Below are 25287 nucleotides of genomic sequence, written 5' to 3'. Positions count from 1 at the left end.
GACAGGATGGGTGGGGTGAGTCCCCCCTTCCACCTCGTGCAGGGTGCCTCCGGGCCCCGCCAGCAGAGTCCGACGACGTGCGGCGCGGCGTGCGCGACGGTGGCGCGGATGCTCGTCGACGCCCCCTTCGCCCGCTGGATCATGGCCGGTGACGGTCATCCGGTCCCCGGCGCCGAAGGGGAGGACCAGAGCGAGCGTTTCGCCGCCTGGGAGCGGACGGTCCAGGCGCGTACCAACGGGTGGCGTGCCCCGGCCGGCGGACTGCTGCTGCCCTGGCCCAGGGCTCTCGGGACGCCGCCGTGGGGCCTGCGGCACGAGCTCGAGCACGGTGCCTCGCGTGCCGGGACCCGCTACACGATGGTGCCCGTACGCGGCCACAACGAGGAGGGGCTGCGCGCCCGGTACCGGCGTCTGGTCGACCTCGTGGTCGACGGCGAGCCGGCCGCGCTCTACGTCGGCAACCGGCTCACCCCACGCCACGTGACCCTCGTCCTGCCGGGGGACCGCAGCCGGTACGTCGAGGTGTACGACCCGGCGAGCGGCCGGGTGTCGGTCCTCGACGAGGAGGCCTTCGTCGCCAAGCGACTCTCCCTCGGTGGCTGGAAGGTGCCCTGGGTGCTCGTCCAGCCGACCGGCCACCGGCGCCTGCCGGTGCGTGAGCCGGTCACCGCCGCGTGGCGGATCCCGGCCCTGGGTCCCGCGGCCCCGACGGAAGCCACGGGGTGAGGGGCCCTCGGCGTCAGGCCTTCGGCGGCTTGACGAAGGGGATGAGCTCGACGTCGCGGAGGCTGACCTCCTCGCCCTCGGCGTAGTCGAAGGCCCCCGTGAGGCGACCGGCGCTGCGCAGGTCGCTCTCGCCCGCCCGCACGAGCTCGGCCCTCGCGGCCGGGGCGACGAGCGTCGCCGCGGTGATCTCGCTGCGCATGCCGACCTTGGCGTCGGACTTCGCCTTGCGGACCTGGCTGAGGGCCTCGCCGACGGCGCCGAGGACGGCGGCGTCTCCGCCGGCGGGCAGCTCGTCGACGGTCGGCCAGGCGGCGCGGTGCACGGAGCCCTCCTTCCACCACGACCAGACCTCTTCGGTGGCGTACGGCAGGACGGGGGCGAGGAGACGCAGCAGCGCGTCGAGCGCGAGGCGCAGGGCGGCACGCGCCGAGGCGGTACCGGCCGGGTCCTGGCCCTCGCCGCCGTGGGCGCGGTCCTTGACGAGCTCGATGTAGTCGTCGCAGAAGGTCCAGAAGAAGGTCTCGGTCACCGACAGGCTGCGGGTGTAGTCCCAGGCCTCGAAGCCGGCGGTCGCCTCGGTGACGACCTGCCGCAGCCCGGCGAGCATCGACTGGTCGAGCGGGTGGGTGACGGCTGCGGCGAGGTCGCCGTCGGCCTCGCCGAAGCCGAGCGCGAACTTGCTCGCGTTGAGCAGCTTGATCGCGAGGCGACGGCCGATCTTCATCTGGCCGGTGTCGTACGCCGCGTCGGTGCCCAGGCGCCCGGAGGCCGCCCAGTACCGCACCGCATCGGCGCTGTGCTCGACGACGACGTCCTCGGGCGTGACGACATTGCCCTTGGACTTGCTCATCTTCTTGCGGTCGGGGTCGAGGATCCACCCGGAGATCGCGGCGTTCTTCCACGGCGCGGTGCCGTGCTCGAGGTGGGCGCGCACGACGGTCGCGAAGAGCCAGGTCCGGATGATGTCGTGGGCCTGCGGGCGCACGTCCATGGGGAAGACCTTGTCGAAGAGGTCGGACTCGCCCCGCTCGGAGGCGAGCCAGTCGCCGGCGATCTGCGGCGAGAGCGACGACGTGGCCCAGGTGTCCATGACGTCCGGGTCGCCGGTGAACCCGCCCGGCTGGTCGCGCTGGTCCTCGGTGTACCCGCTGGGGACCTGGGCCATCGGGTCGATCGGCAGCTGGTCCTCGGTGGGCACGATCGGGCTGTCGTACTGCGGCTGGCCGTCGACGTCCAGGGCGTACCAGACGGGGATCGGGATGCCGAAGAAGCGCTGGCGCGAGATGAGCCAGTCGCCGTTGAGGCCGGCGACCCAGTTCTTGTAGCGCGACCTCATGAACGCGGGGTGGAAGTCGATCTCGTCGCCGCGGGCCTGCAGCGCCAGGTTCAGCTCGGCGTCGCGGCCACCGTTGCGGATGTACCACTGGCGCGAGGTGACGATCTCGAGCGGCTTCTCGCCGCGCTCGTAGAAGTTGGCCTTGCGCTGGGTCTTCTGCGGCTCGCCCTCGAGGTCACCGGAGGCGCGCAGCGCCTCGACGACGACCTCGCGGGCGGAGTGCACGGTCTTGCCGGACATCTGCGCGAAGACCTCCGCCCCCTTCGCGCTCCCGGCAGCGGCAACCCACTCCGGGGTCTCGCCGAGGACGCGACCGGCGCGGGTGATGATCGAGCGGGTCGGCAGCTGCAGCTCGCGCCACCAGATGACGTCGGTGAGGTCACCGAAGGTGCAGCACATCGCGATGCCCGCGCCCTTGTCCATCTCGGCGGCCGGGTGGGCCACGACGGGCACCTCCACGCCGAAGATCGGGGACGTCACGCTCGAGCCGAAGAGGCCCTGGTAGCGCTCGTCGTCGGGGTGCGCGATGAGGGCGACGCAGGCGGGGAGCAGCTCGGGGCGGGTGGTCTCGATGTGGACCGGCCCGTCGGCGCCGTGGAAGGCGACGCGGTGGTAGGCGCCGGGGTAGTCGCGCGCCTCGAGCTCGGCCTGCGCGACAGCGGTCTGGAAGGTGACGTCCCACAGGCCCGGCGCCTCGGCCGTGTACGCCTCGCCGCGGGCGAGGTTGCGCAGGAAGGCGGTCTGCGCGGTCGCGCGGGAGCGGTCGTCGATCGTGCGGTACTGGATCTCCCAGTCGAGGCTGAAGCCCAGGCGCCGGAAGAGGGACTCGAAGGCCTCCTCGTCCTTGACCGTCAGCTCGTCGCACAGCTCGATGAAGTTCTGCCGGCTGACCGGGACCTGGTCGGCCGCCTTGATCGTCTTCGTCGTGCCCTCGAAGGGGGGCGTGAAGTCCGGGTCGTAGGGCAGCGAGGAGTCGCCGCGCACGCCGTAGTAGTTCTGGACCCGCTTCTCGGTCGGCAGGCCGTTGTCGTCCCAGCCGATCGGGTAGAAGACGTTGAAGCCCTGCATGCGCTTGTAGCGCGCCATGCAGTCGGTGTGCGTGTAGCTGAAGACGTGCCCCATGTGGAGGCTGCCGCTCGCCGTGGGCGGCGGCGTGTCGATGGAGAAGACCTGGTCGCGGGGCCCCTCGGGGTCGAACGCGTAGGTGCCCTGCTCGCGCCATGCGGCGCCCCAGGTGTCCTCGAGGCCGTCCAGCGAGGGACGGTCCGGGATGCGGGCGGCGTCGGGGGCAGGGGAGAGCTCGGTCATGGGCCAGATCTTCCCATTGCCGGGTGTGACCGGACCAATCGGCCAAGGTCCACCGCGGCAACCTACGAGACCGTAGGCTGCAGGCATGCGCCGCCCTGAGCCTCTCTACCGCGCGATCATCATCGTCGCCCGGATCATCTTCCTCGTGAACGGCTACCGCTTCACCATCAAGGGGGAGCGCAATGTCCCGAGGGAGGGGGGCGCGGTCATGGCGATCAACCACACCGGCTACATCGACTTCGTCCTCGCCGGTCTCGGCGCCCGCAAGAGCCGCCGGTGGGTGCGCTTCATGGCCAAGAAGTCCATCTGGCAGCACAAGGTGGCCGGGTGGTTCATGCGTGGGCTCAAGCACATCCCCGTCGACCGCCACGCGGGCGGCGCGGCCTTCAAGGAGGCCGTGCAGAAGCTCAAGGACGGGGAGGTCGTCGGCGTCTACCCCGAGGCGACGATGTCGCGCTCCTTCGAGATCAAGGAGCTCAAGAACGGCACGGCGCGGATGGCGCAGCTGTCCGGCACGCCGATCCTGCCGACCATCGTCTGGGGGGCGCACCGCATCTGGACCAAGGACGTGCCCAAGCGCCTGGGCCGCACGGGGTTCCCGATCCACATCACCATCGGCGAGCCGATCCACGTCGGTCCGGACGAGGACGTCACCGAGGTCACCGAGCGGCTGCGCGAGGTCATGAAGCAGCTGCTCGACGAGACGATCGCCGCCTACCCGCCGCTCACGGGGGAGGACCTGCGCTTCCTGCCCGCTCGCCTCGGCGGCACCGCCCCCTCGTACGAGGACGCGTACGCCAAGGACCACCGCGACATGACGCGCGTCAAGGACCAGTTCACCAAGGACTGACCCTCAGGCGGTGAGGGCCAGGTCGCTGCCGGCGAGCCGGGCGTAGGCGCCGTCGCGGCGCAGCAGCTCGCCGTGCCCGCCGCGCTCGAGCACCCGACCACCGGAGAGCACGAGGATCTCGTCCGCGGACGCGATGGTGCTCAGGCGGTGGGCGATGGTGATCGTCGTGCGGCCACGGGCCAGGGCGTCCAGGGCCACCTGCAGCTCGCGCTCGGTGTCGTTGTCGAGGGCGCTCGTCGCCTCGTCCAGGACGAGGACCGCCGGGTCGCGCAGGAGCGTGCGGGCGATGGCGATGCGCTGCTTCTCACCACCGGAGAACCGGTGGCCGCGCGCCCCCACCACCGTGTCGAGGCCGTCGGGCAGGCCGGCGACGAGGTCCGCGGCCTGGGCGGTCGCGAGGGCCTGCCACAGCTGCGCCTCGGTGGCGTCGGGGTCGGCGAGCAGGAGGTTGGCCCGGATGGTGTCGTGGGCCAGGTAGGTCTCCTGGGTGACGATGCCGACGACGTGCGTCAGCGTCTGCGGGTCGATGTCGCGCAGGTCGTACCCGTCGACCGTGATCCGCCCGGTGTCCGGGTCGGCGAGCCGCACGAGCAGCGACGCGAGCGTCGACTTGCCGCTGCCGGTCGCGCCGACGAGGGCCAGGTGGGCACCGGCCGGGACGGTGGCGGACACGTCGTCGAGGGCGCGCCCGTGGCCACCGGGGTAGGCGTACGAGACGCCCTCGATCCGCAGGTCCCCGCGGAGGCGAAGGGGGTCGATGTCCACCGGGTCGCTGGGCGCGGCCACCTCCGGATCGAGGTCGAGATAGCCGAAGACCCGGCTGAAGAGGGCCATCGAGGCGATCCACGAGGCGCCGACGTTGAGCAGCCCCATGATCGGGCGGAAGATGCCTGCCTGCAGCGTCGTGAAGGCGATGATCGTGCCGATCGTCATGCCGCCGCTCGTGGCGGGCAGTCCCGCGGCCAGGTAGATCAGCGCGGGGATCGCGGCGAAGACGATCGACATCGTCGCCATCCGCCAACGGCCGGCGAGCTCGGAGCGCACCTCGAGGCCGACGAGGTCGGTCGAGGTCTCGGCGAAGAGCCGGGCGCCGCGCTCGGAGGCGCCCAGGGTCTTCGACAGCAGCGCACCGCTCACCGACAGCTCCTCGGTGACCTGCGCCTGCAGGTCGGCGAGCCGCCGCTGGCGCCGGGCGGTGATCTCCCTTCGTGCGAAGGCCACCTTGCGCGTGGTCCAGATGGCCGGGGGCAGCACGAGGAGGGAGAAGAGCGAGAGCCGCCAGCTCAGGGCGACCATCGCGACGGCGGTCGCGACCGCCGTCGTGAGGTTGGAGGCGATCGAGACCGCGGTGCTCGTGACGATCGACTGCATGCCGGCGACGTCCTGCGTGATGCGGGACTGGATCTCGCCGGAGCGGGTGCGGGTGAAGAAGCTCATCGCCTGTCGCTGCAGGTGGGTGAAGACGTCGGTGCGCAACCGGTGCATGACCGCCTGGCCCACGCGCGTGGAGATCCAGGTCTGCTGCACGCCGATGAGGGCGGTCGCGATCGTCACGAGGAGCATGCCGCCCACGGTGAGGAGGAGGAGCCGGACGTCCTGGCGGGGGAGCGCGTCGTCGATGACCACGCGCAGGAGGAAGGGGGAGGCCATCGAGATCAGCGAGCTCGCGACGATGAGGCCCACGACCGCGGCGACCTGCCAGCGGTAGGGGCGGAAGCAGGAGATGACCCGGCGGGCGCTCACCGGGCTCTCGGCGAGCTGGGCGCGGTCTCGCGGGTCGACGCGGTGCGGTCCGCGGCCGGTCTTGGGGGAGCTCACGGGGGTGTCCATGCGGGCCCCTTTCGTCACAGTCAGTTCGTGATGCTGAGGTTACCTCACTATGAGGTGAGCGGTCAAGATCGCTACCCTTGGGGCATGAGCCCACGCACCCCCGCCCCGGACGGCGACGACCTCGGCGAGCAGCTGCTGCGTGTCGCCCGCCGCCTGCGCCGCGCGTGGCTGGTCGATCTGTCCGCGCACGACCTGTCGCCGCACGAGCTGCGCGCCCTGCGGGTGGCCGCGGACCGCGACGAGGCGCCGCGCCTGCGCGACCTGGCCGATGCCCTGCGCATCGCCCCACGCTCGGTGACCGACGTCGTCGACGCCCTCGAGGCGAAGGGACTGGTCGAGCGACGTCCCGACCCGGCGGACCGTCGGGCGAGCGTCGTCATCGTGACGGACCGGGGCAGCCGCACCCGGGCCGCCGTCCACGAGGCCCGTCGGCGCAGTGTCGCCGGGCAGATGGGCGCGCTCAGCGCGCAGCAGCGCGCGGCCCTGGCCGACGCGCTGACGACGCTCGAGGAGGGCCTGGAGGACCCCCCTTCGCGTGCATTGCCCTAGGGGAATGCAGCCTCAGAAGGCGGAGTGGCCCACATGGACGAGCGCCTGGCGCAGCAGCGCGCCGTGGCCGCCGGCCATCTCGGCGAGCTGACCGGTCTCCCCGGCCTCCTGCGGCGTGAGCCAGGCGAGGTCGAGCGAGTCGTGCTGGGGGGCGCAGTCACCGCGGACCGGGACGATGAAGCACAGCGCCACGGCGTGCTGCCGCGGGTCGTGGAAGGGGGTGACGCCCGGCGTCGGGAAGAACTCGGCGACGGTGAACGGCACGGGCGAGGCGGGGACCGAGGGGAGCGCCATCGGGCCGAGGTCCTTCTCCAGGTGGCGGACCAGGGCGTCGCGCACCCGCTCGTGGTAGTTGACCCGACCGGCGACGAGCTCGCGCTCCATCGTGCCCGTCTCGGAGGCCCGCAGGAGCAGCCCGACGCGGGTGACGTCACCGTTGTCGGAGACCCGCACCGGGACGGCGGCCACGTAGAGGATCGGCACGCGCCCGCGCACGTTGTCCAGCTCCTCGCGGCTCAGCCACGCTTCCTGTCGCTCCACGTCGGTCGGCATGCTCGCCATCCTCGCAGAACCCCCCGAGGTCCTCAGGGCCGGGCGATGCTGCGGAACCCCCTCAGCCGCAGGCTGTTGCCGACGACGAAGACGCTGGAGAAGGCCATCGCCGCCCCGGCGAGCATCGGGTTGAGCAGGCCGAGGGCGGCGACCGGCACCGCGGCGACGTTGTAGGCGAACGCCCAGAAGAGGTTGCCCTTGATCGTGTCGAGCGTCCTGCGCGAGAGGCGGATGGCGTCGACCGCCCCGAGCAGGTCCCCGCGCACGAGCGTGATGTCGGAGGCCTCGATGGCGACATCGGTGCCCGTGCCCATTGCCAGGCCGAGGTCCGCCTGCGCGAGCGCCGGCGCGTCGTTGACGCCGTCACCGACCATCGCGACGGTCCTCCCTTCGCCCTGCAGGCGGGTGACGACGTCGACCTTGCCGCTCGGGAGGACCTCGGCGATGACCTCGTCGATGCCCACCTCCGCGGCGATGCGCCGGGCGACCGCCTCGTTGTCGCCGGTGAGCAGCACCGGCGTCAGGCCGAGCCCGCGCAGGGCGGTGACGGCTCCCGTGCTCGTGGCCCGGACCGTGTCGGCGACCACGAGCAGGCCGCGGGCGGCCCCGTCCCAGCCGACGGCGACGACGGTGCGGCCCGCACCCTCCTGCTCCGCCTTGGTCGCCGCGAGCGCCTGCGTCAACGGCTGCGACCGATCGGCGAGCAGGCTCGCGCGGCCCACGACGACCGCGCGCCCGTCGACGACGCCCTGGACACCCGTGCCCTCGAGGTTGGTGAAGTCCTCGGGCGCCGGCAGCGGACCGACCTCCTCGCTCGCCCCCGCGGCGATCGCCCGCGCGATGGGGTGCTCGGAGGCGTGCTCGAGGGCGCCGGCCAGGCGCAGCAGCTCGGCGCGCTCGACGCCCGACGCGGTGACGACGTCGACGAGGGCCATCCGACCGGTGGTCACGGTGCCCGTCTTGTCGAGGACGATCGTGTCGACCCGGCGCGTGGACTCCAGGACCTCCGGGCCCTTGATGAGCACGCCCATCTGCGCGCCGCGGCCGGTGCCGACGAGCAGGGCCGTCGGGGTGGCCAGGCCGAGCGCGCACGGGCAGGCGACGACGAGGACGGCGACGGCCGCGGTGAAGGCGGCGCTGGCGGGGAGGCCGGCACCCAGCCAGGCGCCGAGGGTCACGACGGCGATCGCGATGACGACCGGCACGAAGACCCCGGAGATCCGGTCGGCGAGGCGCTGCACCTCGGCCTTGCCGGTCTGCGCGTCCTCGACGAGCCGGGCCATCTGGGCCAGCTGCGTGTCCGACCCGACGCGGGTCGCGCGCACGATGATCCGTCCGCCGGCGTTGACGGTCGCGCCGGTCACGGCATCGCCCTCGGTGACCTCGACGGGCACGGACTCACCGGTGAGCATCGACGCGTCGACGGCGGAGGTCCCGCTCGTGACGACGCCGTCGGTGGCGATCTTCTCCCCGGGGCGCACGACGAAGTCGTCGCCGACGCGCAGCTCGTCGACCGGGACCATCACCTCGGTGCCGCCGCGCAGCACGGCGACCTCCTTGGCACCGAGCTCGAGCAGGGCGCGCAGCGCGGCGCCTGCCCGGCGCTTCGAGCGCTTCTCGAAGTACCTCCCGGCGAGGATGAAGAGGGTGACCCCTGCCGCGACCTCGAGGTAGATGTTGCCGGCGCCGTCGGAGCGCTCCACGGTCAGCTCGAACGGGTGCGTCATGCCCGGCTCGCCGGCGGTCCCGAGGAAGAGCGCGTAGAGCGACCAGAGGAAGGCCGCGAGCGTGCCCATCGAGATGAGCGTGTCCATCGTGGCGGCGCCGTGGCGCAGGTTGGCCCAGGCGGCCCGGTGGAAGGGCCAGGCCCCCCAGACGACGACCGGGGCGGCCAGGGCGAGCGAGGCCCACTGCCAGTGCTCGACCTGCAGTGCCGGGACCATCGCCATCGCGATGACCGGCGCGGACAGGACCGCGGTCCCGACCAGACGATGACGAAGGGAGGTCAGCTCGGGGTCGTCGTCGGCGCCGGTGTCCTCGCTCGAGCGGACGTCCGGTGCCGGCAGCGCGGCGGTGTAGCCGGCCTTCTCCACCTCGGCGACGAGGAGCGCGGGGTCGTACCCCTCGGGTGCGCTGACCCGCGCCTTCTCCGTGGCGTAGTTGACGGTCGCGGAGACCCCGTCGAGCTTGTTGAGCTTGCGCTCGATGCGGTTGGCGCACGAGGCGCAGGTCATCCCGCCGATCAGGAGCTCGTGGTCGGGGCCGGTCGCGGTGGGGGCTTCGGTGCTCATCGGGTCTCCTCTGCGGCATCGATCACGAAGGTGGCCGTGCGGACCTCGTCGTCGACCCGGAAGTCGAGGTACAGCAGGTAGCGCCCGGCGGTCGGGGTCTCAGCGGTGAAGTCGATGCCGGGGCCGGCGGTCGCGCCGGCACCCGGCTCCTTGCCCCGGGCGTGGACGTGGAGGTAGGCGAGGTCGCCCTCGCGCAGCGCGACGAGGTGGCCGAAGGCGCCGAGGTAGGGCTGCACGTCGGTGACGGGGCGTCCGTCCCGCTCGATCGAGACGGTGAGGTCGGTGGCCGTGCCGGCCTCGAGCTCGCCGTCGATGGTCACGGTGTACCCGTCGACCTCGTCGGTGCGCGAAGGGCGTTGCGCGACGGGCGTGTACGCGCCGGTGACGTCGACGGTCCGACTCAGGGTGACCCCCTTCGCCGACGTGCCGCCGGGGGTGAAGTCGGCGTAGACGCGGTGGGTGCCGCCCTCGTCCCAGGTCCACGGGAGGGACCACGTGCCGCTCTCCCGGTCGAGTCGGGGGTGCTCGTGGCGGTAGCCGGAGCCGTCGCTGCGCACGACGACGAGGTGGAGGTCCTGCTCGTGCGCCCGCGTGTACTGCGTCAGGGGCTCGCCGTGCGCGTCGAGCACGCGGAAGGACAACGTGCCCGCCGAGCCGGTGCGGGTGGGCGCCCTCACGGGGGAGAGGCGGTAGCCGTCGGCCTCCAGCGAGACGCCGGTCGGCGCGTGGTCCGCTGCGTCGGCTGCCTCGTGGGGCGGGGCGTCGGCGTGGGTGTCGACGTGGCTCGGCTCGGGCTCGGACCAGCGGGCGACGACCTCGTCGGGCACGGCGGCGCCGGCGATCCCGTAGGACGCGCCGAAGGCCACCACCAGGCCCGCGCCGTAGGCGGCGAGGCGGGCGCCCGCCTCCATCAGGCCCGCACCGCCGTGTAGCCGGCCTCCTCGACGGCGGCGAGGACCGCGGCGTCGTCGACGGAGTCGTCGGCGGTGACGAGCAGGCGGCCGCTCTCGTGGCTGACCTCGATGCCCTGGACGCCGGGGATCTCGCCGACCTCCTCGCGGACGGACATCTCGCAGTGGCCGCAGGTCATCCCGGTCACGGTGTACTCGGTGGCGCTCATCGTCGTCTCTCCTGGCTCGGTCGAACTACCCCGAGGGGGTATCGGGTGGGACCAACCGTATACCTCGTGGGGGTATTCCCGCCACCGCCTCAGGGCCGGGAGAAGGAGGCCCGCCGCGCGGCCCGCCGCAGGGCACCGAGGACCGGTCGGCCGGTGAGGGCGATGAGCACGACGTTGGTGACCGCCCGACCGAGGTCCCACGCCAGGGACGTCGCGAGCGAGAAGGCGAGGAAGCGCCGCAGGTTGTCCGCGACCGGGTCGCCCGCGACGAAGGCCAGCGCAGCCTCCCCCTGGGCGGTGAAGGGCCAGAATGAGAAGTTGAGCGCCGCCCCGTAGAGGAGCCCGGTGACCACGCCGTACGCGGACAGCAGCACGATCTCGGCGCCTCCCTTCGCCCGGGGCAGCAGGCCGGCGCCCATCCCGACCCACGAGGCGGCGAGCATCTGGAAGGGCAGCCACGGACCCACCCCGGCGGTGATGAGCGCGCTCGCCGCGAGCGTCGTCGCGCCGAGGACGAAGCCGAAGCCGGGGCCGAAGACCCGGCCGGAGAGGATCAGCAGGAAGAAGACCGTCTCGAGCCCGGCGCTCCCGCCCCCGAGCGGACGAAGGGCGGCCCCCACCGCCGAGAGCACGCCGAGCATCGCGATCGCCTTGGTGTCGAGACCGCCGTCGCCGACCTCGGCGAGGACGACCGCGAGCACCCCGATCAGGACCGCGGCGAAGACGAGCGGGGCGTCCCCGCCGTGCGACAGCCCGCTCTCGGGCGTGATGACGAGCGGCCAGAGGAAGGCGAAGAGCCCGACGACGCTCGTCAACCCGATCGCCGCGACGGCGCGTGGTCGCAGCACGACCGCGGTCGAGCTCACGGTCGACCCACCGCGGCGCGCACCTGCGCGACCGTGAGGAGCGGGGCCGGCGCGAGCACCTTGGCCACCTGCGGGGCGAAGGCGGGGGAGGAGACGACCACATCGGCGGTGGGGCCCTGCGCGATGACCTCGCCGTCGGCCATGACGACGACCCGGTCGGCGGTCTCGGCGACGAACTCCACGTCGTGCGTCGACAGCAGGACCGTGCGGCCCCGGTCCGCGACGGCGCGCAGCGCGCGCGTCAGGGCGGTCTTGGCCGTGTAGTCGAGACCGCGCGTCGGCTCGTCGAGCAGGACGACGGTGGGGTCGGCGCTCAGCTGCACCGCGAGGACGAGGGCCAGGCGCTGCCCCTCGGACAGGTCGCGCGGGTGCCGCTGCGGCGGGATGCCCGGCGCGATGGTCTCGAGCAGGGCGGCGCAGGTCCCCACGGGGGCGTCCGCGTCGAGGTCGGCGCGCTCGCACTCCCCGCCGACGGTCTCGAGGTAGAGCAGGTCGCCGGGCGTCTGCGGGACGAGGCCGACGACGCCGCGCCGGGCCGCGGGGGCGAGCGTCACCGGGTCCTCCCCGTCGACCGCCACTGTGCCGGCGGCGCGCGCGCCCGACCCCTGCAGGGCCCACATCAGCGAGGACTTGCCGGCACCGTTGCGCCCCATGAGGGCCGTGATCGCCCCAGCGGGCAGCGTCAGGTCGACCGCGTCGACGGCGACCAGGGCGCCGTGGCGCACGGTCACCCCCTTCGCCGTGATGCCGGCCGGGAGGCTGGGGGCGGGCGCGGGGGCCGGCCACCCGCCCAGCTCGCGACGAAGGGGGCCCGCCGCGCGTCGGGCGTCACGCACGGACAGGGGCAGTGGGGTCCACCCGGCCCAGCGCCCCAGCTCGACGACGGGAGGAGCGACGGTCGAGCCGACCATGATCCGTGCCGGGTCGCCGTGCTCGACGCGGCCGTCGACGACGTGCACGACCGAGTCGGCGTGGTGGATGACGCGCTCGATGCGGTGCTCCGCGACGACGACCGTCGTCGACAGGTCGTGCACGAGGCGGGAGATCGCGGCGAGCACGTCCTCCGCCGCGGTGGGGTCGAGCGCCGAGGTCGGCTCGTCGAGGACGATGACGCGCGGGTGGAGGGTGAGGACGGCACCGATCGCGACCCGCTGCTGCTGTCCGCCGGAGAGGTCGCGCAGCGGGGCATCGCGCAGGTCAGCGATGTCCATGACGTCGAGGGCCTCCTCGACCCGGCGCCGCATCGTCTCCGGGGGCAGGCCGAGCTGCTCCATGCCGTAGGCGAGCTCGGCCTCGACGGTCTCGGTGACGAACCCGGCGAGCGGGTCCTGCCCGACGACGCCCACGATGTCGGCGAGGTCGCGGGGACGGTGCGTGGCCGTGTCGCGCCCGGCGACGAGGACCCGGCCCTCGAGGTGGCCACCGGTGAAGTGCGGCACGAGCCCGTTGATCGCGCCGAGCAGGGTCGACTTGCCGGAGCCGGTGCGGCCGACGACGAGCGCCAGCTCGCCCTCGTCGATCGTCAGGTCGACGTCGCGCAGCGCGGGGGCGTCGGCGCCGTCGTAGGTGATCGTCACGCCGTCGAGGACGACGGCGGGCTCGGGTGACCAGCTCATGCGTGGCTCCTCCCGGTCGTGGTCGTGGTCGTGCCGGTCGCGCGGGCGGCGCGGGTGCGGTGCACGGGCGGGGGCGGGGTGAGCGCGGCGGGCAGCGTCGCGACGAGCAGGCCGAGGGTGAGGAGCCAGGGCAGCTGCGGCGGCCCGAGGGGGGCGAGCGGCATGGTGAGCGCGGCCGGTTCCCAGCGGACGCTGGCCAGCGCGGCGACCGCGGCCAGCACGCCGCAGGCCGCGGTGAGCGTCTCGGGGGTCCGCCAGGGGGAGGGGCGGTAGGGCGTGCGGGAGACGGCGAGCGACCCGCTGCGCAGGCCGAGGGCGCCGAGCGCGACGCCGACGAGCAGCATCGGGGTCCCGACCCACTCGGGGCTCGTCGCGTCGAGGACCCCGTAGCTGCCGACGGCCGTGCACAGCAGGCCGCCGAGCGTGAGCAGACCGGTCGTGCGGTGGCGGGCGGGGGAGACCGCGCCGCGGCGCCCGTAGCCGCGCGAGTCCATCGACGCGGCGAGCGAGAGGGAGCGCTCGAGCGTGTCCTCGAGGACCGGCATCGCGACCCGCCGGAAGGCGCGCAGCCCCCGTGCGGCGTCGCCGCGCAGCAGCCGGGCCCGGTGGACCCGTCGCGCGGACTCGGCCAGTTGGGGCGCCACGCTGATCGCGACGACGATCGCCGTCCCGATCTCCTGCAGGGCGCCGGGGAGCGCGGCGAGCAGCCGCTTGGGGTCGGCGAGCGCGTTGGCGGCGCCGATGCACAGGATCATCACCGCGAGCCGCAGCCCCTCGAAGAGCGCCCCGAGCAGGCCCTCGAGCCGCACGTCACCGAGCAGGTCGATCCCCGCGGCCCAGCCCGGCAGGCCGATCGTCGGCAGCGGCAGGACGACGATCTCGCCGTACTTGAGCCCGACGAGCACGTGCAGCACGAGCCGCAGCCCGATGATGAACCCGCCGAGGACCGCGTAGAGCCGGAAGGCGCGGCCCCACGGCGAGTCGGTGCGGCGCGCGACGACGACGAGGGTCACGGCGGCCGCGGCGAGCAGCAGCACGAGCGGGTTGGTCGTCTGCGAGACCGCCACGGCCAGCCCGATGGCCCAGAGCCACCAGGCTCCCGGGTGGAGGGCGCGTGCGATCGGTGGGGTCACGAAGGGGGTCAGCCCGCGCGTCGACGTGCGGCCACCGCAGCGGCGCCCCCACCGAGGGCGAGGAGCAGGCCGCCACCGATGACGGTCGGCAGCAGGGCGCCGCCCCCGCCGCCAGAGGTGTCCGCGCCGGCCGCCACCGTCGCGTCCGAGGAGGTCGTGGACGAGGCGGACGTCGGGGGCTGGGTCGAGGACGTCGACGTGGTCGACGACGTCGTGCCCTTCGACGTCCGCGAGGGCTTCGACGCCCGTGAGGAGGACGTCGCCGACGAACCGCTGTCACGGGTGGTGGTCGACGAGGTCGAGAGGGCGGTGCTGCCGGTCGTCCGGCCCGAGGTCGGTGCCGCCGTGCCGCCCGGGTCCGGGGTGCTGGTGCTCGTCGGGTCCGTGGCGGTCGAGGGGTCACCGCCCCCGGACGTGGGCCGGGGCGCGGCCGTCGTGCGGGGCGCGTCGGCCGTCGCACGAGCGGTCGGTTGCGAGGAGGTCGTCGGGGCCGTGGCCGTGGGTGCGGGGGCGGGTGGCGCGACGCTCGGCGACTGGCTGGAGCCCAGGCGGAAGCCGACCGAGGTACCCGGCGCCGGGTCGTACTCGTAGATCCCCCTCTGCGAGTACTGCCAGGAGCCCCCCGCCGGCGCGTGGAAGAAGGCCCAGTACTGGCTCGCGGGAGGCATGCGCACGCACGAGGTGCTGGGCACGCCGTTGATCTGGCACACGGCCCCCGGCTGGGTCTGGACCTGCTGCACGCTGAAGCCCGCGGCGGTCAGCGCCGCACCCGCAGAGGCGGGGTCACCCGAGGCGCACCGCACGTCGGTCGAGGACCCGTAGTCCACGACGACGTTCACCCCGCTGCCGCCCGAGCAGGGCGCCGCCTGGGCGGGGGCGGCCAGCGTGAGGCCGGCCCCGCCGACGACCAAGGAGGTGCCGAGGGCGGCGAGCAGCCGCCGCATCAGCGCACCCGCTCTCCGACCCGACGACGGGTCACGAGGGTCGCGCCGGCGGCCGTGGCCGCAGCGCCGAGGCCGAGGGCCCACGCCGGCCAGCCGGCCGAGGGGGCGGTCACGCCGTCGGTCTGGACGACCGCGGGGATCTCCGGCTGCTGCGGGGCGGCGCCGGTGTCGGTGTCCGTACCGCTGCCGCCGCTGCCGCCGCTGCCGTCGGTGTCGGTGTCGGTGTCGTCGGTGCCGGTGCCGTCGGTGCCGTCGTCACCGGAACCGTCGGTGTCGTCGCCACCGGGAGCGGGGGTGTCGCAGCCGGTGTCCGGGGTGGCGGCGGCCTGCCCGGCCGAGGTCACAGTCGCGTACGACTGGTCGGTCAGGCCGAGCAGGGCCTGGGCGGTCGAGCGGGTGATGGTCCCGTCGGGGGCGGCGGAGGCCCCCTTCGCCACGGCGGCGTCGAAGTCGGCGCGGTTGTACGCGATGCCGCCGGCGAGGGCCGGGGTGGCGCAGTCGAAGGTCAGCGCGTCGACGTACCCGAGCGCGCTCGCCCGGGCGTCGTCACGACCGGCGAGCCGGAAGGCGACGGCCGCGAGGCCGGTGCTGTTGGAGTTGGCGCCCTCGGTCGTGGCGCCGCCGCCGACACCGCCGTCGGAGCCCTGCCGGGACTCGAGGTAGTCCGCGGCCTCCTGCACGACGGCCTCCTGCCCCCCGACGACGTCGAGGGCCTGGACGGTGAGGGAGGTGGCGTCGGGGTCGGAGACGCAGCCGTCGGCGAACTCGAGGCTGAAGCCGCCGTCGTCGCACTGCTGCGACAGGAGGGTCTCGACCGAGGCCGTGGAGGGGGTGGCGCCTGCGCGCGTCAGGCCGATGACCCCGAAGGCCTGGCCGAGCGTGTTGGAGTAGTCGCCCCACTGGGACTGGTCGGAGAAGCGGCCGTCGGCGTCCTCGAGGGACTGCAGCTGGGCCACGAGGTCGACGCCACCGAGGGACCGCGGGTCGAGCCCACGGGCGCTGGCGAACGTGAGCAGCTTGGCGGTCGCGGCCGAGTAGACCTCGTCGCCGTACCCGTAGTACGTGCCTGCGTTGGCGACGACGTAGTCGGTCGCGGCGGCGGAGGCGTCCCCGCCGGAGCCCGCGGCGCTCATGCCGAGCACCCCGTCGATCGTCAGGCCGAGGTCGTCGAAGGTCTGCCCGCCGGACTCGACGGTCAGCCGGTCACCGCCGTCCGCCAGACGGTCGGCGAGGTAGGCGACGGAGTCCGCGGGTGCGGCCGCGCTCGCGGTGGGGGCGAGGGCGAGGCCGAGGGCGCCGACCGAGGCCGTGGTGGCGAGGGTGCGCAGGAGACGCATGGGAGCGTGCCTTTCGGGCTTGGGACGGTATGCCGTTGACCCGGGCGCGATGCGTCGGGCTCGACCCGCTGTCCACGGCGGGTGATGGCGGAGCCACACGTCGTCTCAGGTGCTCCGGCTCGCCACGAGGCTCACGGTTGCGGGACAGCGCCGGACTCGCACCGGCTTCCCCCGAGGGACGCTGGGGTGAGTCTACCCGCGCGCCGCAAGCCCTTACACTGGTCCCTGCAGGCGCCTGAGCCGTCATCACCGGCGAGCCTTCCGGAAGAACGGGACCACGACCCACGCGGGCCGCGCTCCTCACTAGACCCGGACGGGTGGTCACGTCACGACCGAAGGACCAAGAGCGGTCTGCTCCCGACGCGTGCGAAGGGGGTGGACAAGCGGGGTGGTACCGCGGTGGCCGCAGTCGCATCAGACCCAGGCCGTCGTCCTCGTGGCACAGCCGAGACGACCACCCCGAGCACCCCGGAGCCGCCGCGATGACCTACCCCAAGGTCTCCACCACCGACGCGACCACCGTCGCCGCCTCCCCGAGCTTCCCCGAGATCGAGAAGCACGTCCTGAGCTACTGGGACGAGGACCAGACCTTCCAGGCCTCGATCGACGCGCGCGACCCGGGCGAGGACGGGGCCAACGAGTTCGTCTTCTACGACGGACCCCCCTTCGCCAACGGCCTGCCGCACTACGGGCACCTGCTCACCGGCTACGTCAAGGACGTCGTCCCGCGCTACCAGACGATGCGCGGCAAGCGCGTCGAGCGCCGCTTCGGCTGGGACACGCACGGCCTGCCCGCCGAGCTCGAGGCGATGCGGCAGCTCGGGCTGAAGACGACCGACGAGATCCGCGAGCTCGGCATCGAGAAGTTCAACGCCGCCTGCCGCGAGTCGGTCCTGAAGTACACCGGGGAGTGGCGCGACTACGTGACCCGGCAGGCGCGCTGGGTCGACTTCGACAACGACTACAAGACCTTCAACCCCGGCTTCATGGAGTCGGTCATCTGGGCCTTCAAGTCGATGTACGACAAGGGCCTGGTCTACGAGGGCTTCCGCGTGCTGCCGTACTGCTGGCAGGACGAGACGCCGCTGTCCAACCACGAGCTGCGCATGGACGACGACGTCTACCAGCAGCGCCAGGACCCGGCCGTCACCGTCGGTCTGCGGATGCACACGACCGGCGAGGACCCGGTGCTCGACGGTGCCCACCTGCTCGTGTGGACGACGACGCCGTGGACCCTGCCGAGCCACCTCGCCGTCATGGTGGGCACCGAGATCGACTACGTCGTCGTCGAGGCGCCGGTCCCCGGCGTCGAGGGGGAGGTCGCCAAGTACCTCCTCGCCGAGGCGCGCCTGGGCCACTACGCCCGTGAGCTCGGCGAGGAGCCGGTCGTGCTCGGTCGGTACACGGGCGGCCAGCTGCTCGGCCGCACCTACGAGCCGCCGTTCTCGTACTACTCCGGGCACGCCAACGCCTTCCGCGTCGTCGCTGCGGACGACGCGGTGACGACGACCGACGGTTCCGGCTTGGTCCACACCGCCGGCGCCTTCGGTGAGGTCGACAAGGAGGTGACCGACCGCGAGGGCATCGAGGCGGTCATGCCCGTCGCCAAGGACGGCACCTTCACCGCGCCCGTGAGCCACTACGCCGGCCTGCTCGTCTTCGACGCCAACGGCCCGATCATCGACGCGCTCAAGGCGACCACCCGCGGCGAGCCCACCGACGCGGTCACGCCGGGCACGATCCTGCTGCGTCGGGAGTCCTACGAGCACTCCTACCCGCACTGCTGGCGTTGCCGCCAGCCGTTGATCTACAAGGGCGTCGAGTCCTGGTTCGTCGAGGTCACGGCGATCAAGGACCGGATGCTCGCCAACAACGAGCAGATCACCTGGGTGCCCGGGCACGTCAAGCACGGGCAGTTCGGCAAGTGGCTGGAGAACGCGCGCGACTGGTCGATCACCCGCAACCGCTTCTGGGGCAGCCCGGTGCCGGTGTGGAAGTCCGACGACCCCGCGTACCCGCGCATCGACGTCTACGGCTCCTTCGAGGAGATCGAGCGCGACTTCGGGCGGCTGCCGAGGGACCCGGAGAACCCGGACGTGCCGGACCTGCACCGCCCCTTCGTCGACGAGCTGACCCGCCCCAACCCGGACGACCCGACCGGCCGGAGCACGATGCGCCGCGTCGAGGACGTCCTCGACGTGTGGTTCGACTCCGGGTCGATGAGCTACGCGCAGGTGCACTACCCCTTCGAGAACGCGGAGTGGTTCGAGCACCACTTCCCGGGCGACTTCATCGTGGAGTACATCGGCCAGACCCGCGGCTGGTTCTACACGCTGCACATCCTGGCCACCGCGCTCTTCGACCGGCCGGCCTTCTCCTCCGTCATCAGCCACGGCATCGTCCTGGGCAACGACGGGCACAAGATGAGCAAGTCCCTGCGCAACTACCCGGACGTCTCCGAGGTCTTCGACCGCGACGGCGCCGACGCGATGCGCTGGTTCCTCATGAGCAGCCCGATCCTGCGCGGCGGCAACCTCGTCGTCACCGAGCAGGGCATCCGCGAGGGTGTGCGCCAGGTGCTCATCCCGCTGTGGAACAGCTACTCGTTCTTCACGCTCTACGCCAACGCGCTGGGCGGGGCCGACGGGTCCGGCTACGAGGCGAAGTGGTCGACGGCGTCGTCGGACCCGCTCGACCGCTACCTGCTGGCCAAGCTGCGCGAGTTCGTCGAGGACGCGACCGCCCGGATGGACGTCTACGACATCGCGGGTGCCTGCGACAGCACGCGGACCTTCACCGACGTGCTGACCAACTGGTACATCCGGCGCAGCCGCGAGCGGTTCTGGGCGACCGGTGCAGACCGGACGGACGCCGAGGCCGCCTGCGACACGCTCTACACGGCGCTCGAGGTGCTCTGCCGTGTCGCCGCCCCCCTTCTCCCGCTCACGACCGAGGAGATCTGGCGCGGTCTGACCGGGGAGCGCTCGGTGCACCTCGCCGACTGGCCACAGGCGCAGGACCTGCCGGCCGACCACGAGCTCGTCGTCGCGATGGACACCGCGCGCGCGGTCTGCAGCTCGGCGAGCGGCCTGCGCAAGGCCAACAAGCTGCGCAACCGGCTGCCGCTGCGCGACCTCACGGTCGTCGTGCCCGAGGCCGCGCGGCTGACGGCCTTCGGCGCGATCGTCGCCGACGAGGTCAACGTGCGCCAGGTGAGCCTGCTCGACATCACCGACCCGGCCGCGCAGGAGTTCGGCGTGAGCCAGCGGCTCGCGGTCAACGCCCGCGCCGCCGGACCACGCCTGGGCAAGCAGGTGCAGGTCGCGATCAAGGGTTCCAAGACCGGGGACTGGTCGGTCGCCGAGGACGGCACCGTCACCGCCGGCGGGATCGAGCTCGTCGAGGGCGAGTACACGCTCGAGACCGTCGCCGCCGATGACGAAGGGAGCCAGCGCGCCACCGCCATGCTCCCCGGGTCCGTGGGCGGGTTCATCGTCCTCGACACCGAGGTCACCGACGAGCTCGCCGCCGAGGGGCTGGCCCGCGACGTCGTCCGGGCCGTGCAGGACGCCCGCAAGCAGGCCGGTCTGGAGGTCTCGGACCGGATCAGCCTGACGATCACCGGCTCGCAGCCGGTGTGGGAGGCGACGGTCGCCCACCAGGGGCTCATCGTCGACGAGACCCTGGCGGGCCAGTTCGGCTCGGCGCCGAACCTCGAGGCGCTGCCGCTGGGCGATGGCGTCGTCGAGACCGAGCTCTCGGGCAACGAGAGGGTGCGGGTCAAGGTCACCCGCCTGTGAGGCCCCGATGATCAACGGCATCCTCTGGGTGCTCGGGTGCCAGCTGGTGGGCGAGGTCCTCGTCCGCGCGCTCGGCATCTCGATCCCCGGCCCGGTCGTGGGGATGGTGCTCCTCTTCGGGGTCCTCTCCCTGCGCCGGCCGGGGGAGACCTCGGGCACCCTGCGCTTCGCCGACGGGCTGCTGCGCCACCTCCAGCTCTTCTTCGTCCCGGTGACGGTCGGGATCATGGTCCACGCCTCCGAGATCGCCCGGCAGTGGCTGCCGATCGGCGGCGGTCTCGTGGTCTCGTGGGCCGCCGGCCTGGTCACCGTGGCGCTGCTCGCCTCGTGGCTCACGCGTCGTCGCGGGGAGGACGTCCATGGGTGACGCCCTGGACTTCCTGCGTGACTCGCCGGTCACGTGGGTCTTCGTCACCCTGCTGGCCTACCGGGCGGGTCTGTGGCTGCGTGCCCGCACGCACGGGCACCCGCTCGCCCAGCCCGTGCTCGTCGCGGCCGGGCTCGTCATCGCCCTGCTCGCGCTGCTGGGCATCGACTACGACACGTACATGACCGGGGGGTCGCTGGTGCACCTCGTCCTCGGTCCCGCCACCGTGGCTCTCGCGGTGCCGCTGCACCGGCAGGCCCACCACCTGCGCGACATGGCCGTGCCGCTCGCGGTCGCCCTGCCCGCCGGCGCGCTGGTCTCCATCGGCTCCGCGGTGCTCACCGTGCGCGCCCTGGGGGGCGGGGAGGCGCTGGCCAACACCATCGCCCCCAAGGCGGCGACCACACCCGTGGCCATCGCGATCGCCGACAGCATCGGTGGTGTGCCGGCGCTCGTCGCGGTCTTCACGATGTTCGCCGGGATGCTCGGCGCCGTCCTCGGGCCGTGGGCGCTCGACCGGATGGGCGTGCAGGACCGGCGGGTCCGCGGCTTGGCGATGGGAGCCGTGTCGCACGGAGTCGGCACCTCTCGCTCGCTGCACGACAGCATCGTCGAGGGCGCCTTCGCCGGGCTCGCGATGGGTCTGACCGCGCTGCTGACGAGCATCCTCGTGCCGGTCGTCGTCGCGCTGCTCTGACCCCTGCATTCCCATAGGGCAATGCAGACGAGCGGTCGCCGGGGGTTGCATTCCCCTAGGGCAATGCAGACGAAGGGGGGAGGTCGCCCGCGCGGGCGACCACCCCCCGGCGTCCGCCCGGGGCAGACGGCCGCGGCCGGCCGCGGCCGTCTGCCCCGGGCGGACGCCGGGGGGTGGTCGCCCGCGCGGGCGACCTCCCCCCTTCGTCCGCCCGGGTCAGAGGGCCTCGGCCTGCCGCTGCCAGACCTGCTCCTCCATCGGCCGGCCGGTCTCGAGCACCGACTTGATGCCGGAGAGGACCCACGGCCAGCCGCCACCGCCGGCGCCCGACGGGTCGGGGTTGCCGGCGACCTGGCTCGCCGTCTGCGGTCGACCGGTGAGGTCGTGGGTCAGGGTGAGGCGGGTGGCGCCGTCGGCGGTGGCCTCGATGTCCCACGTGACGGTGCCCGGCTCCTCGTCCTGGATCCAGGTCGGTGCCCAGGTCTGCACGAGGCGACGCGGCGGGTCGGCCTCGAGGACCTCGCCGGTGACGACGACCTCGGGCATGCCCATGGACCTCATCTCCTCGCTCGCCCGGTGCTCGTAGTGGCCGCCGGGGGTCAGGTCGTAGGAGACGTCGCCGGTGTACCCGTAGAGACGGCTGAACTCGGGGGTGGTGATCGCCTCCCACACGCGCTCCGGGGTGGCGTTGATGAAGATGCGGTGGATCTGGATGTCGCTCATGACTGGTCCCTGTCCTTTTCCAAGACACGTTTGAGGTCGAGCAGCGCGGAGGCCCGCGCGGCCGTGTACTTGTCGATCCAGCGGTCGTGGATCGCCCGGATCGGGACGGCGTTGAGGAAGTGCAGCTTGCTCCGCCCCTGCTTGCGGGTGACGACGAGATCCGCTTCCTCGAGCAGCCGCAGGTGCTTGGCCACCCCGAACCTCGTCATCTCCCAGCGCTCTCGCACGACCTCCTCGAGCTCGGACTGGGTGCGCCCGTCCTGCTCGTGGAGCGCGTCCAGCAGGGCCCGGCGGACGGGGTCCGCCAGGGCCTTGAAGACGAGGTCGTCGGTCACCCCACCGAGGATAGGTGACTATTTAGTCACCTGTCAATGGTCGAGGTCGGGAGTGCGGCGGACCGGACGTGCGGGACGACGAGCGGGGTGCCCGACCGGGGGTCGTCGACGACGTCGGCGGCCAGGCCGAAGACCTCACGCACGAGCTCCGCGGTGAGGACCGAGGTGGGGTGGCCGTCGCCGCGGATCCTCCCTTCGCTCATCACCACGAGACGGGAGGCGAAGCGAGCCGCCTGGTTGAGGTCGTGCAGCACGGCGACGACCGTGCGGCCCTCGCGGTTGAGCTCGGCGAAGAGCTCGAGCAGCTCGTACTGGTGGGCGATGTCGAGGAAGGTCGTCGGCTCGTCGAGCAGGATGACCTCGGTGTCCTGCGCGAGCACCATGGCGACCCACGCGCGCTGGCGCTGACCGCCCGAGAGAGTGGCGACCGGGGTGTCGGCGAGGTCGCCCAGGTGGGTCCGCTGCAGCGCGGCCGCGATGGCCCGGTCGTCGTCGGGGGACCACTGCCGCAGCAGGGTGTGGTGCGGGTGCCGACCGCGGGCGACGAGCTCGGCGACGGTGATGCCCTCGGGGGCGACCGCGCTCTGGGGCAGCAGCGAGATCCGTTGCGCGACAGCGCGTCCACGCATCCGGTGCACGTCCTCGCCGTCGATCTCGACGCGGCCGGCCGAGGGCCGGTTGACCCGGCACAGCGCCTTGAGCAAGGTCGACTTGCCGCAGCCGTTGGGTCCGACGACGACCATGAAGTCACCCTGCTCGATCGCCAGGTCGAGCGAAGGGATGACCGGCTCGCCCCCGTAGCCGACGGTGACCTGGTGGGCAGCGAGGAGCGTCATGTGGCCTTCTTCCATTCGCCGACGAGCAGGAGGCCGAGGTAGACGCCACCGATCGCCAGGGTGAGGATGCCGACGGGCAGCCCGTCGAGGAGGGGGACCTGCTGGGTGGCGAGGTCCGCCAGGGACAGCAGGAGGGCGCCGGTCACCGCGGACAGCCCGAGCAGTGGCCGGGCGCTGCGGGCCAACCGGCGGGTGATGTGCGGTGCGGTCAGGGCGACGAAGGAGATCGGCCCGGCGACCGCGACGGCACCGCCGGCCAGCAGGACGGACAGGAGCACCGCCCTTCGCCGGACCGCGCCGGAGTGCACGCCGAGCGAGGCGGCGACCTCGTCGCCCATCTCGGTCATCCCGAGCGGCACCGACAGCATCGCCAGGGGAACGGCGGTCACGGCGAGGACGATCCAGATCGTCGCCGCCTGGTCCCAGCCGCGGGCGTTGAGGCTGCCGTTGATGTAGGCCGCCAGCACCGACGACTTGTCCCGGGCCATGACGTAGACGACGTACTGGGTGAAGGCGTAGGCCATCGCCGAGACACCGATGCCGGCGAGCACCATGCGCATCGGGTTGGACAGGCCGGTGCCGGTACTCACGGCCACCAGCCCCACGGCGATCGCGGCGCCGGCCACGGAGCCGGTCACGATCGAGGTGGCGCTGGGCACGAGCAGCCCGACGAAGGCAGCACCGGCGCCTGCACCCGCGCTGACCCCGATGACATCGGGACTGCCCAGGGGGTTGCGGGTCACCGACTGGAAGAGCGCGCCGGAGGCACCGAGCGCTGCACCGGCACCGAGCGCGACGACCAGCCGCGGCCCGCGCAGGTTGCCGAGGACGAAGTTGGCCTTGCCCTGCGCGTCCCCGACCAGGACATCGGCGATGCCTGCCGGCAGCTCCATGACCGGGATGCCGAGCCGCCCCATCGACAACGTCGCCACAGCCGCGCCGACGACCAGGGCGACGAGGACGAGGCCCAGGAGTGCCACCCTTCGGCGCACCGGCAGTCGGACACGGCGACCCAGACCGATGACGGGCTCCGAGGTGGTCCACGGGGTGCTCATGCCGCCCGCTTCCCGAGGCGCCGGACCGCGAGAAGGAGGACCGGTGCCCCCACGAAGGCCGTCACCACCCCCACCATGAGCTCCTGCGGTCGCAGCACGACCCGACCGATGATGTCCGCCCCGAGCAGCACGATCGGGCCGACGAGCAGGCAGGTGATGAGCTGTCGGCGCATGTCCAGGCCGACGAGGGTCCGCACGATGTGGGGGACGGCCAGACCGACGAAGGCGATCGGTCCGACGGCTGCGGTTGCCGCCGCGCAGAGCAGGGTTGCCGCGCCGAGAGCAGCAGTGCGCAGCAGGGTGGTGTTGACCCCCAGGCCGGTCGCGGTCTCCGAGCCCAGGGCGAGGGCGTTGAGGCCGCTCGCCGAGAGCAGAGCGAGGACCAGCCCGACGATGAGGAAGGGGGCGACCGACCGCAGCTGGTCGAGCCCACCGTCACCCAGCGATCCGACGACCCAGAAGCGGTAGCTGTCGAAGTGCTGGGGCATCGACAGTGCGAGCCCCTGGACGTAGGCGCTGAGCACCGCCGCGACGACCGCACCAGCGAGGACGAGGCGCACCAGGCTGGCGCCGCCGCCACCCACCGTGCCGATCGTGTGGACGACGAGCGCCGCGATCCCACCGCCGAGCAGTGCGACCCATGCCGAGGCCGTCGACCCCGTCGCCACGCCGAAGAAGGCGCTCGCGGTCACCATCGCGGCAGCCGCACCGGCGTTGATGCCGAGCAGCCCCGGGTCGGCGAGCGGGTTGGCGGTCACGCCCTGCATCAGCGCCCCCGACAGGGCCAGCGCGACCCCCACCGCAAGCGCGAGCAGGGTGCGCTCGATGCGTGAGTCGAGAACGGTCGCCAGGTAGGTGTCCGGCCGCCCGGTGAGAGCGCCGATCACCTCGGGCAGTGACGTGGACTTGGATCCGACGGCGAGGGAGGCCAAGCAGATGAGGGCGAGCATGACGACGCACCCCACGAGGACCAAGGCGGTCCGTGGGGTGCGTCGTGCGGAGGGCGTGCTCGTCAC

22 protein-coding genes and 1 riboswitch are annotated in these 25287 nt (G+C 73.0%); of the genes, 6 read left to right on the top strand and 16 right to left on the bottom strand.

All coding sequences use genetic code 11. The annotated features are described in order from the left end of the window. The first annotated feature begins 6 nt into the window (after nt 1-6). On the top strand, nt 7-726 hold the full coding sequence (locus ABC138_RS11205; RefSeq protein WP_345913723.1) for a hypothetical protein: 720 nt from the start codon (nt 7-9) through the stop codon (nt 724-726). 13 nt (nt 727-739) lie between these two features. On the opposite strand, the gene valS is transcribed toward ABC138_RS11205, so the two are convergent. Beyond that, nucleotides 740-3370: a valine--tRNA ligase gene (gene valS, locus ABC138_RS11200; protein WP_345913722.1), complete on the bottom strand. Its 2631-nt coding sequence runs from the start codon at nt 3368-3370 to the stop codon at nt 740-742. An 85-nt stretch (nt 3371-3455) separates the two neighbouring features. Here valS and ABC138_RS11195 point away from each other — a divergent pair, with 85 nt between their 5' ends. Then, the gene (locus tag ABC138_RS11195; protein ID WP_068423312.1) at nt 3456-4220 is read left to right on the top strand and encodes a lysophospholipid acyltransferase family protein; all 765 of its coding nucleotides are present in this window, start codon (nt 3456-3458) and stop codon (nt 4218-4220) included. A 3-nt stretch (nt 4221-4223) separates the two neighbouring features. On the opposite strand, the gene ABC138_RS11190 is transcribed toward ABC138_RS11195, so the two are convergent. Then, nucleotides 4224-6050, bottom strand: a complete 1827-nt coding sequence (locus tag ABC138_RS11190) for an ABC transporter ATP-binding protein (protein ID WP_345913721.1) — start codon at nt 6048-6050, stop codon at nt 4224-4226. 84 nt (nt 6051-6134) lie between these two features. On the opposite strand from ABC138_RS11190, the gene ABC138_RS11185 reads away from it, so the two are divergent. Further along, nucleotides 6135-6599: a MarR family winged helix-turn-helix transcriptional regulator gene (locus ABC138_RS11185; protein ID WP_345913720.1), complete on the top strand. Its 465-nt coding sequence runs from the start codon at nt 6135-6137 to the stop codon at nt 6597-6599. 12 nt (nt 6600-6611) lie between these two features. Here ABC138_RS11185 and ABC138_RS11180 read toward each other — a convergent pair whose 3' ends face one another. The 9 genes from ABC138_RS11180 to ABC138_RS11140 all read right to left on the bottom strand — a co-directional run bounded on the left by ABC138_RS11180 (nt 6612) and on the right by ABC138_RS11140 (nt 16458). After that, nucleotides 6612-7151 (bottom strand): NUDIX hydrolase family protein, encoded by a 540-nt coding sequence (locus ABC138_RS11180; RefSeq protein ID WP_068322725.1) that lies wholly within the window; start codon nt 7149-7151, stop codon nt 6612-6614. A gap of 32 nt (nt 7152-7183) precedes the next feature. Then, nucleotides 7184-9442: a heavy metal translocating P-type ATPase gene (locus tag ABC138_RS11175; protein WP_345913719.1), complete on the bottom strand. Its 2259-nt coding sequence runs from the start codon at nt 9440-9442 to the stop codon at nt 7184-7186. Further along, complete coding sequence (locus ABC138_RS11170) at nt 9439-10353, bottom strand: hypothetical protein (protein ID WP_345913718.1); 915 nt, start codon at nt 10351-10353, stop codon at nt 9439-9441. The genes ABC138_RS11175 and ABC138_RS11170 overlap by 4 nt, the downstream gene beginning before the upstream one ends. Next, a complete protein-coding gene (locus ABC138_RS11165) occupies nt 10353-10562 on the bottom strand; it encodes a heavy-metal-associated domain-containing protein (protein WP_068322734.1) in 210 nt (69 codons plus the stop codon). The genes ABC138_RS11170 and ABC138_RS11165 overlap by 1 nt, the downstream gene beginning before the upstream one ends. 89 nt (nt 10563-10651) lie before the next feature. Then, complete coding sequence (locus tag ABC138_RS11160; protein ID WP_345913717.1) at nt 10652-11428, bottom strand: ECF transporter S component; 777 nt, start codon at nt 11426-11428, stop codon at nt 10652-10654. Then, the gene (locus ABC138_RS11155) at nt 11425-13044 is read right to left on the bottom strand and encodes an ATP-binding cassette domain-containing protein (protein WP_345913716.1); all 1620 of its coding nucleotides are present in this window, start codon (nt 13042-13044) and stop codon (nt 11425-11427) included. The genes ABC138_RS11160 and ABC138_RS11155 overlap by 4 nt, the downstream gene beginning before the upstream one ends. Continuing rightward, complete coding sequence (locus ABC138_RS11150; protein WP_345913715.1) at nt 13041-14177, bottom strand: energy-coupling factor transporter transmembrane component T; 1137 nt, start codon at nt 14175-14177, stop codon at nt 13041-13043. The genes ABC138_RS11155 and ABC138_RS11150 overlap by 4 nt, the downstream gene beginning before the upstream one ends. 8 nt (nt 14178-14185) lie before the next feature. Beyond that, complete coding sequence (locus ABC138_RS11145; RefSeq protein ID WP_345913714.1) at nt 14186-15121, bottom strand: hypothetical protein; 936 nt, start codon at nt 15119-15121, stop codon at nt 14186-14188. Further along, nucleotides 15121-16458, bottom strand: coding sequence for a hypothetical protein (locus tag ABC138_RS11140; protein WP_345913713.1), 1338 nt, complete (start codon nt 16456-16458; stop codon nt 15121-15123). The genes ABC138_RS11145 and ABC138_RS11140 overlap by 1 nt, the downstream gene beginning before the upstream one ends. A gap of 108 nt (nt 16459-16566) precedes the next feature. Beyond that, nucleotides 16567-16629, bottom strand: a riboswitch (cobalamin riboswitch). A 311-nt stretch (nt 16630-16940) separates the two neighbouring features. Here ABC138_RS11140 and ileS point away from each other — a divergent pair. The 3 genes from ileS to ABC138_RS11125 are packed head-to-tail and all read left to right on the top strand — an operon-like array spanning nt 16941 to nt 21322. Then, the gene (ileS, locus tag ABC138_RS11135; protein WP_068322751.1) at nt 16941-20258 is read left to right on the top strand and encodes an isoleucine--tRNA ligase; all 3318 of its coding nucleotides are present in this window, start codon (nt 16941-16943) and stop codon (nt 20256-20258) included. Nucleotides 20259-20265: 7 nt separating this feature from the next. Further along, entirely contained in the window at nt 20266-20625 is a 360-nt protein-coding gene (locus tag ABC138_RS11130; RefSeq protein ID WP_068322755.1) for a CidA/LrgA family protein, read from the top strand. Continuing rightward, nucleotides 20618-21322, top strand: coding sequence for an LrgB family protein (locus tag ABC138_RS11125; protein ID WP_345913712.1), 705 nt, complete (start codon nt 20618-20620; stop codon nt 21320-21322). Before ABC138_RS11130 ends, ABC138_RS11125 begins: the two co-directional genes overlap by 8 nt. 216 nt (nt 21323-21538) lie before the next feature. Here the strand turns inward: ABC138_RS11125 and ABC138_RS11120 are convergent, their stop codons facing one another. The 5 genes from ABC138_RS11120 to ABC138_RS11100 are packed head-to-tail and all read right to left on the bottom strand — an operon-like array spanning nt 21539 to nt 25287. Then, a complete protein-coding gene (locus ABC138_RS11120) occupies nt 21539-22045 on the bottom strand; it encodes an SRPBCC domain-containing protein (RefSeq protein ID WP_068322761.1) in 507 nt (168 codons plus the stop codon). Next, nucleotides 22042-22380 (bottom strand): helix-turn-helix domain-containing protein, encoded by a 339-nt coding sequence (locus ABC138_RS11115; RefSeq protein WP_068322765.1) that lies wholly within the window; start codon nt 22378-22380, stop codon nt 22042-22044. The genes ABC138_RS11120 and ABC138_RS11115 overlap by 4 nt, the downstream gene beginning before the upstream one ends. A 26-nt stretch (nt 22381-22406) precedes the next feature. Further along, complete coding sequence (locus ABC138_RS11110; protein WP_338537862.1) at nt 22407-23216, bottom strand: ABC transporter ATP-binding protein; 810 nt, start codon at nt 23214-23216, stop codon at nt 22407-22409. Beyond that, a complete protein-coding gene (locus tag ABC138_RS11105; protein ID WP_345913711.1) occupies nt 23213-24271 on the bottom strand; it encodes an iron chelate uptake ABC transporter family permease subunit in 1059 nt (352 codons plus the stop codon). Before ABC138_RS11105 ends, ABC138_RS11110 begins: the two co-directional genes overlap by 4 nt. Further along, a complete protein-coding gene (locus tag ABC138_RS11100) occupies nt 24268-25287 on the bottom strand; it encodes an iron chelate uptake ABC transporter family permease subunit (protein ID WP_211596799.1) in 1020 nt (339 codons plus the stop codon). The genes ABC138_RS11105 and ABC138_RS11100 overlap by 4 nt, the downstream gene beginning before the upstream one ends.

It is taken from the genome of Janibacter sp. LM, from assembly GCF_039631275.1.
GTDB lineage: Bacteria > Actinomycetota > Actinomycetes > Actinomycetales > Dermatophilaceae > Janibacter > Janibacter terrae.
The sequence above is the reverse complement of the archived record's forward strand: the minus strand, read 5'-3'. Positions and strand labels throughout refer to the sequence as shown.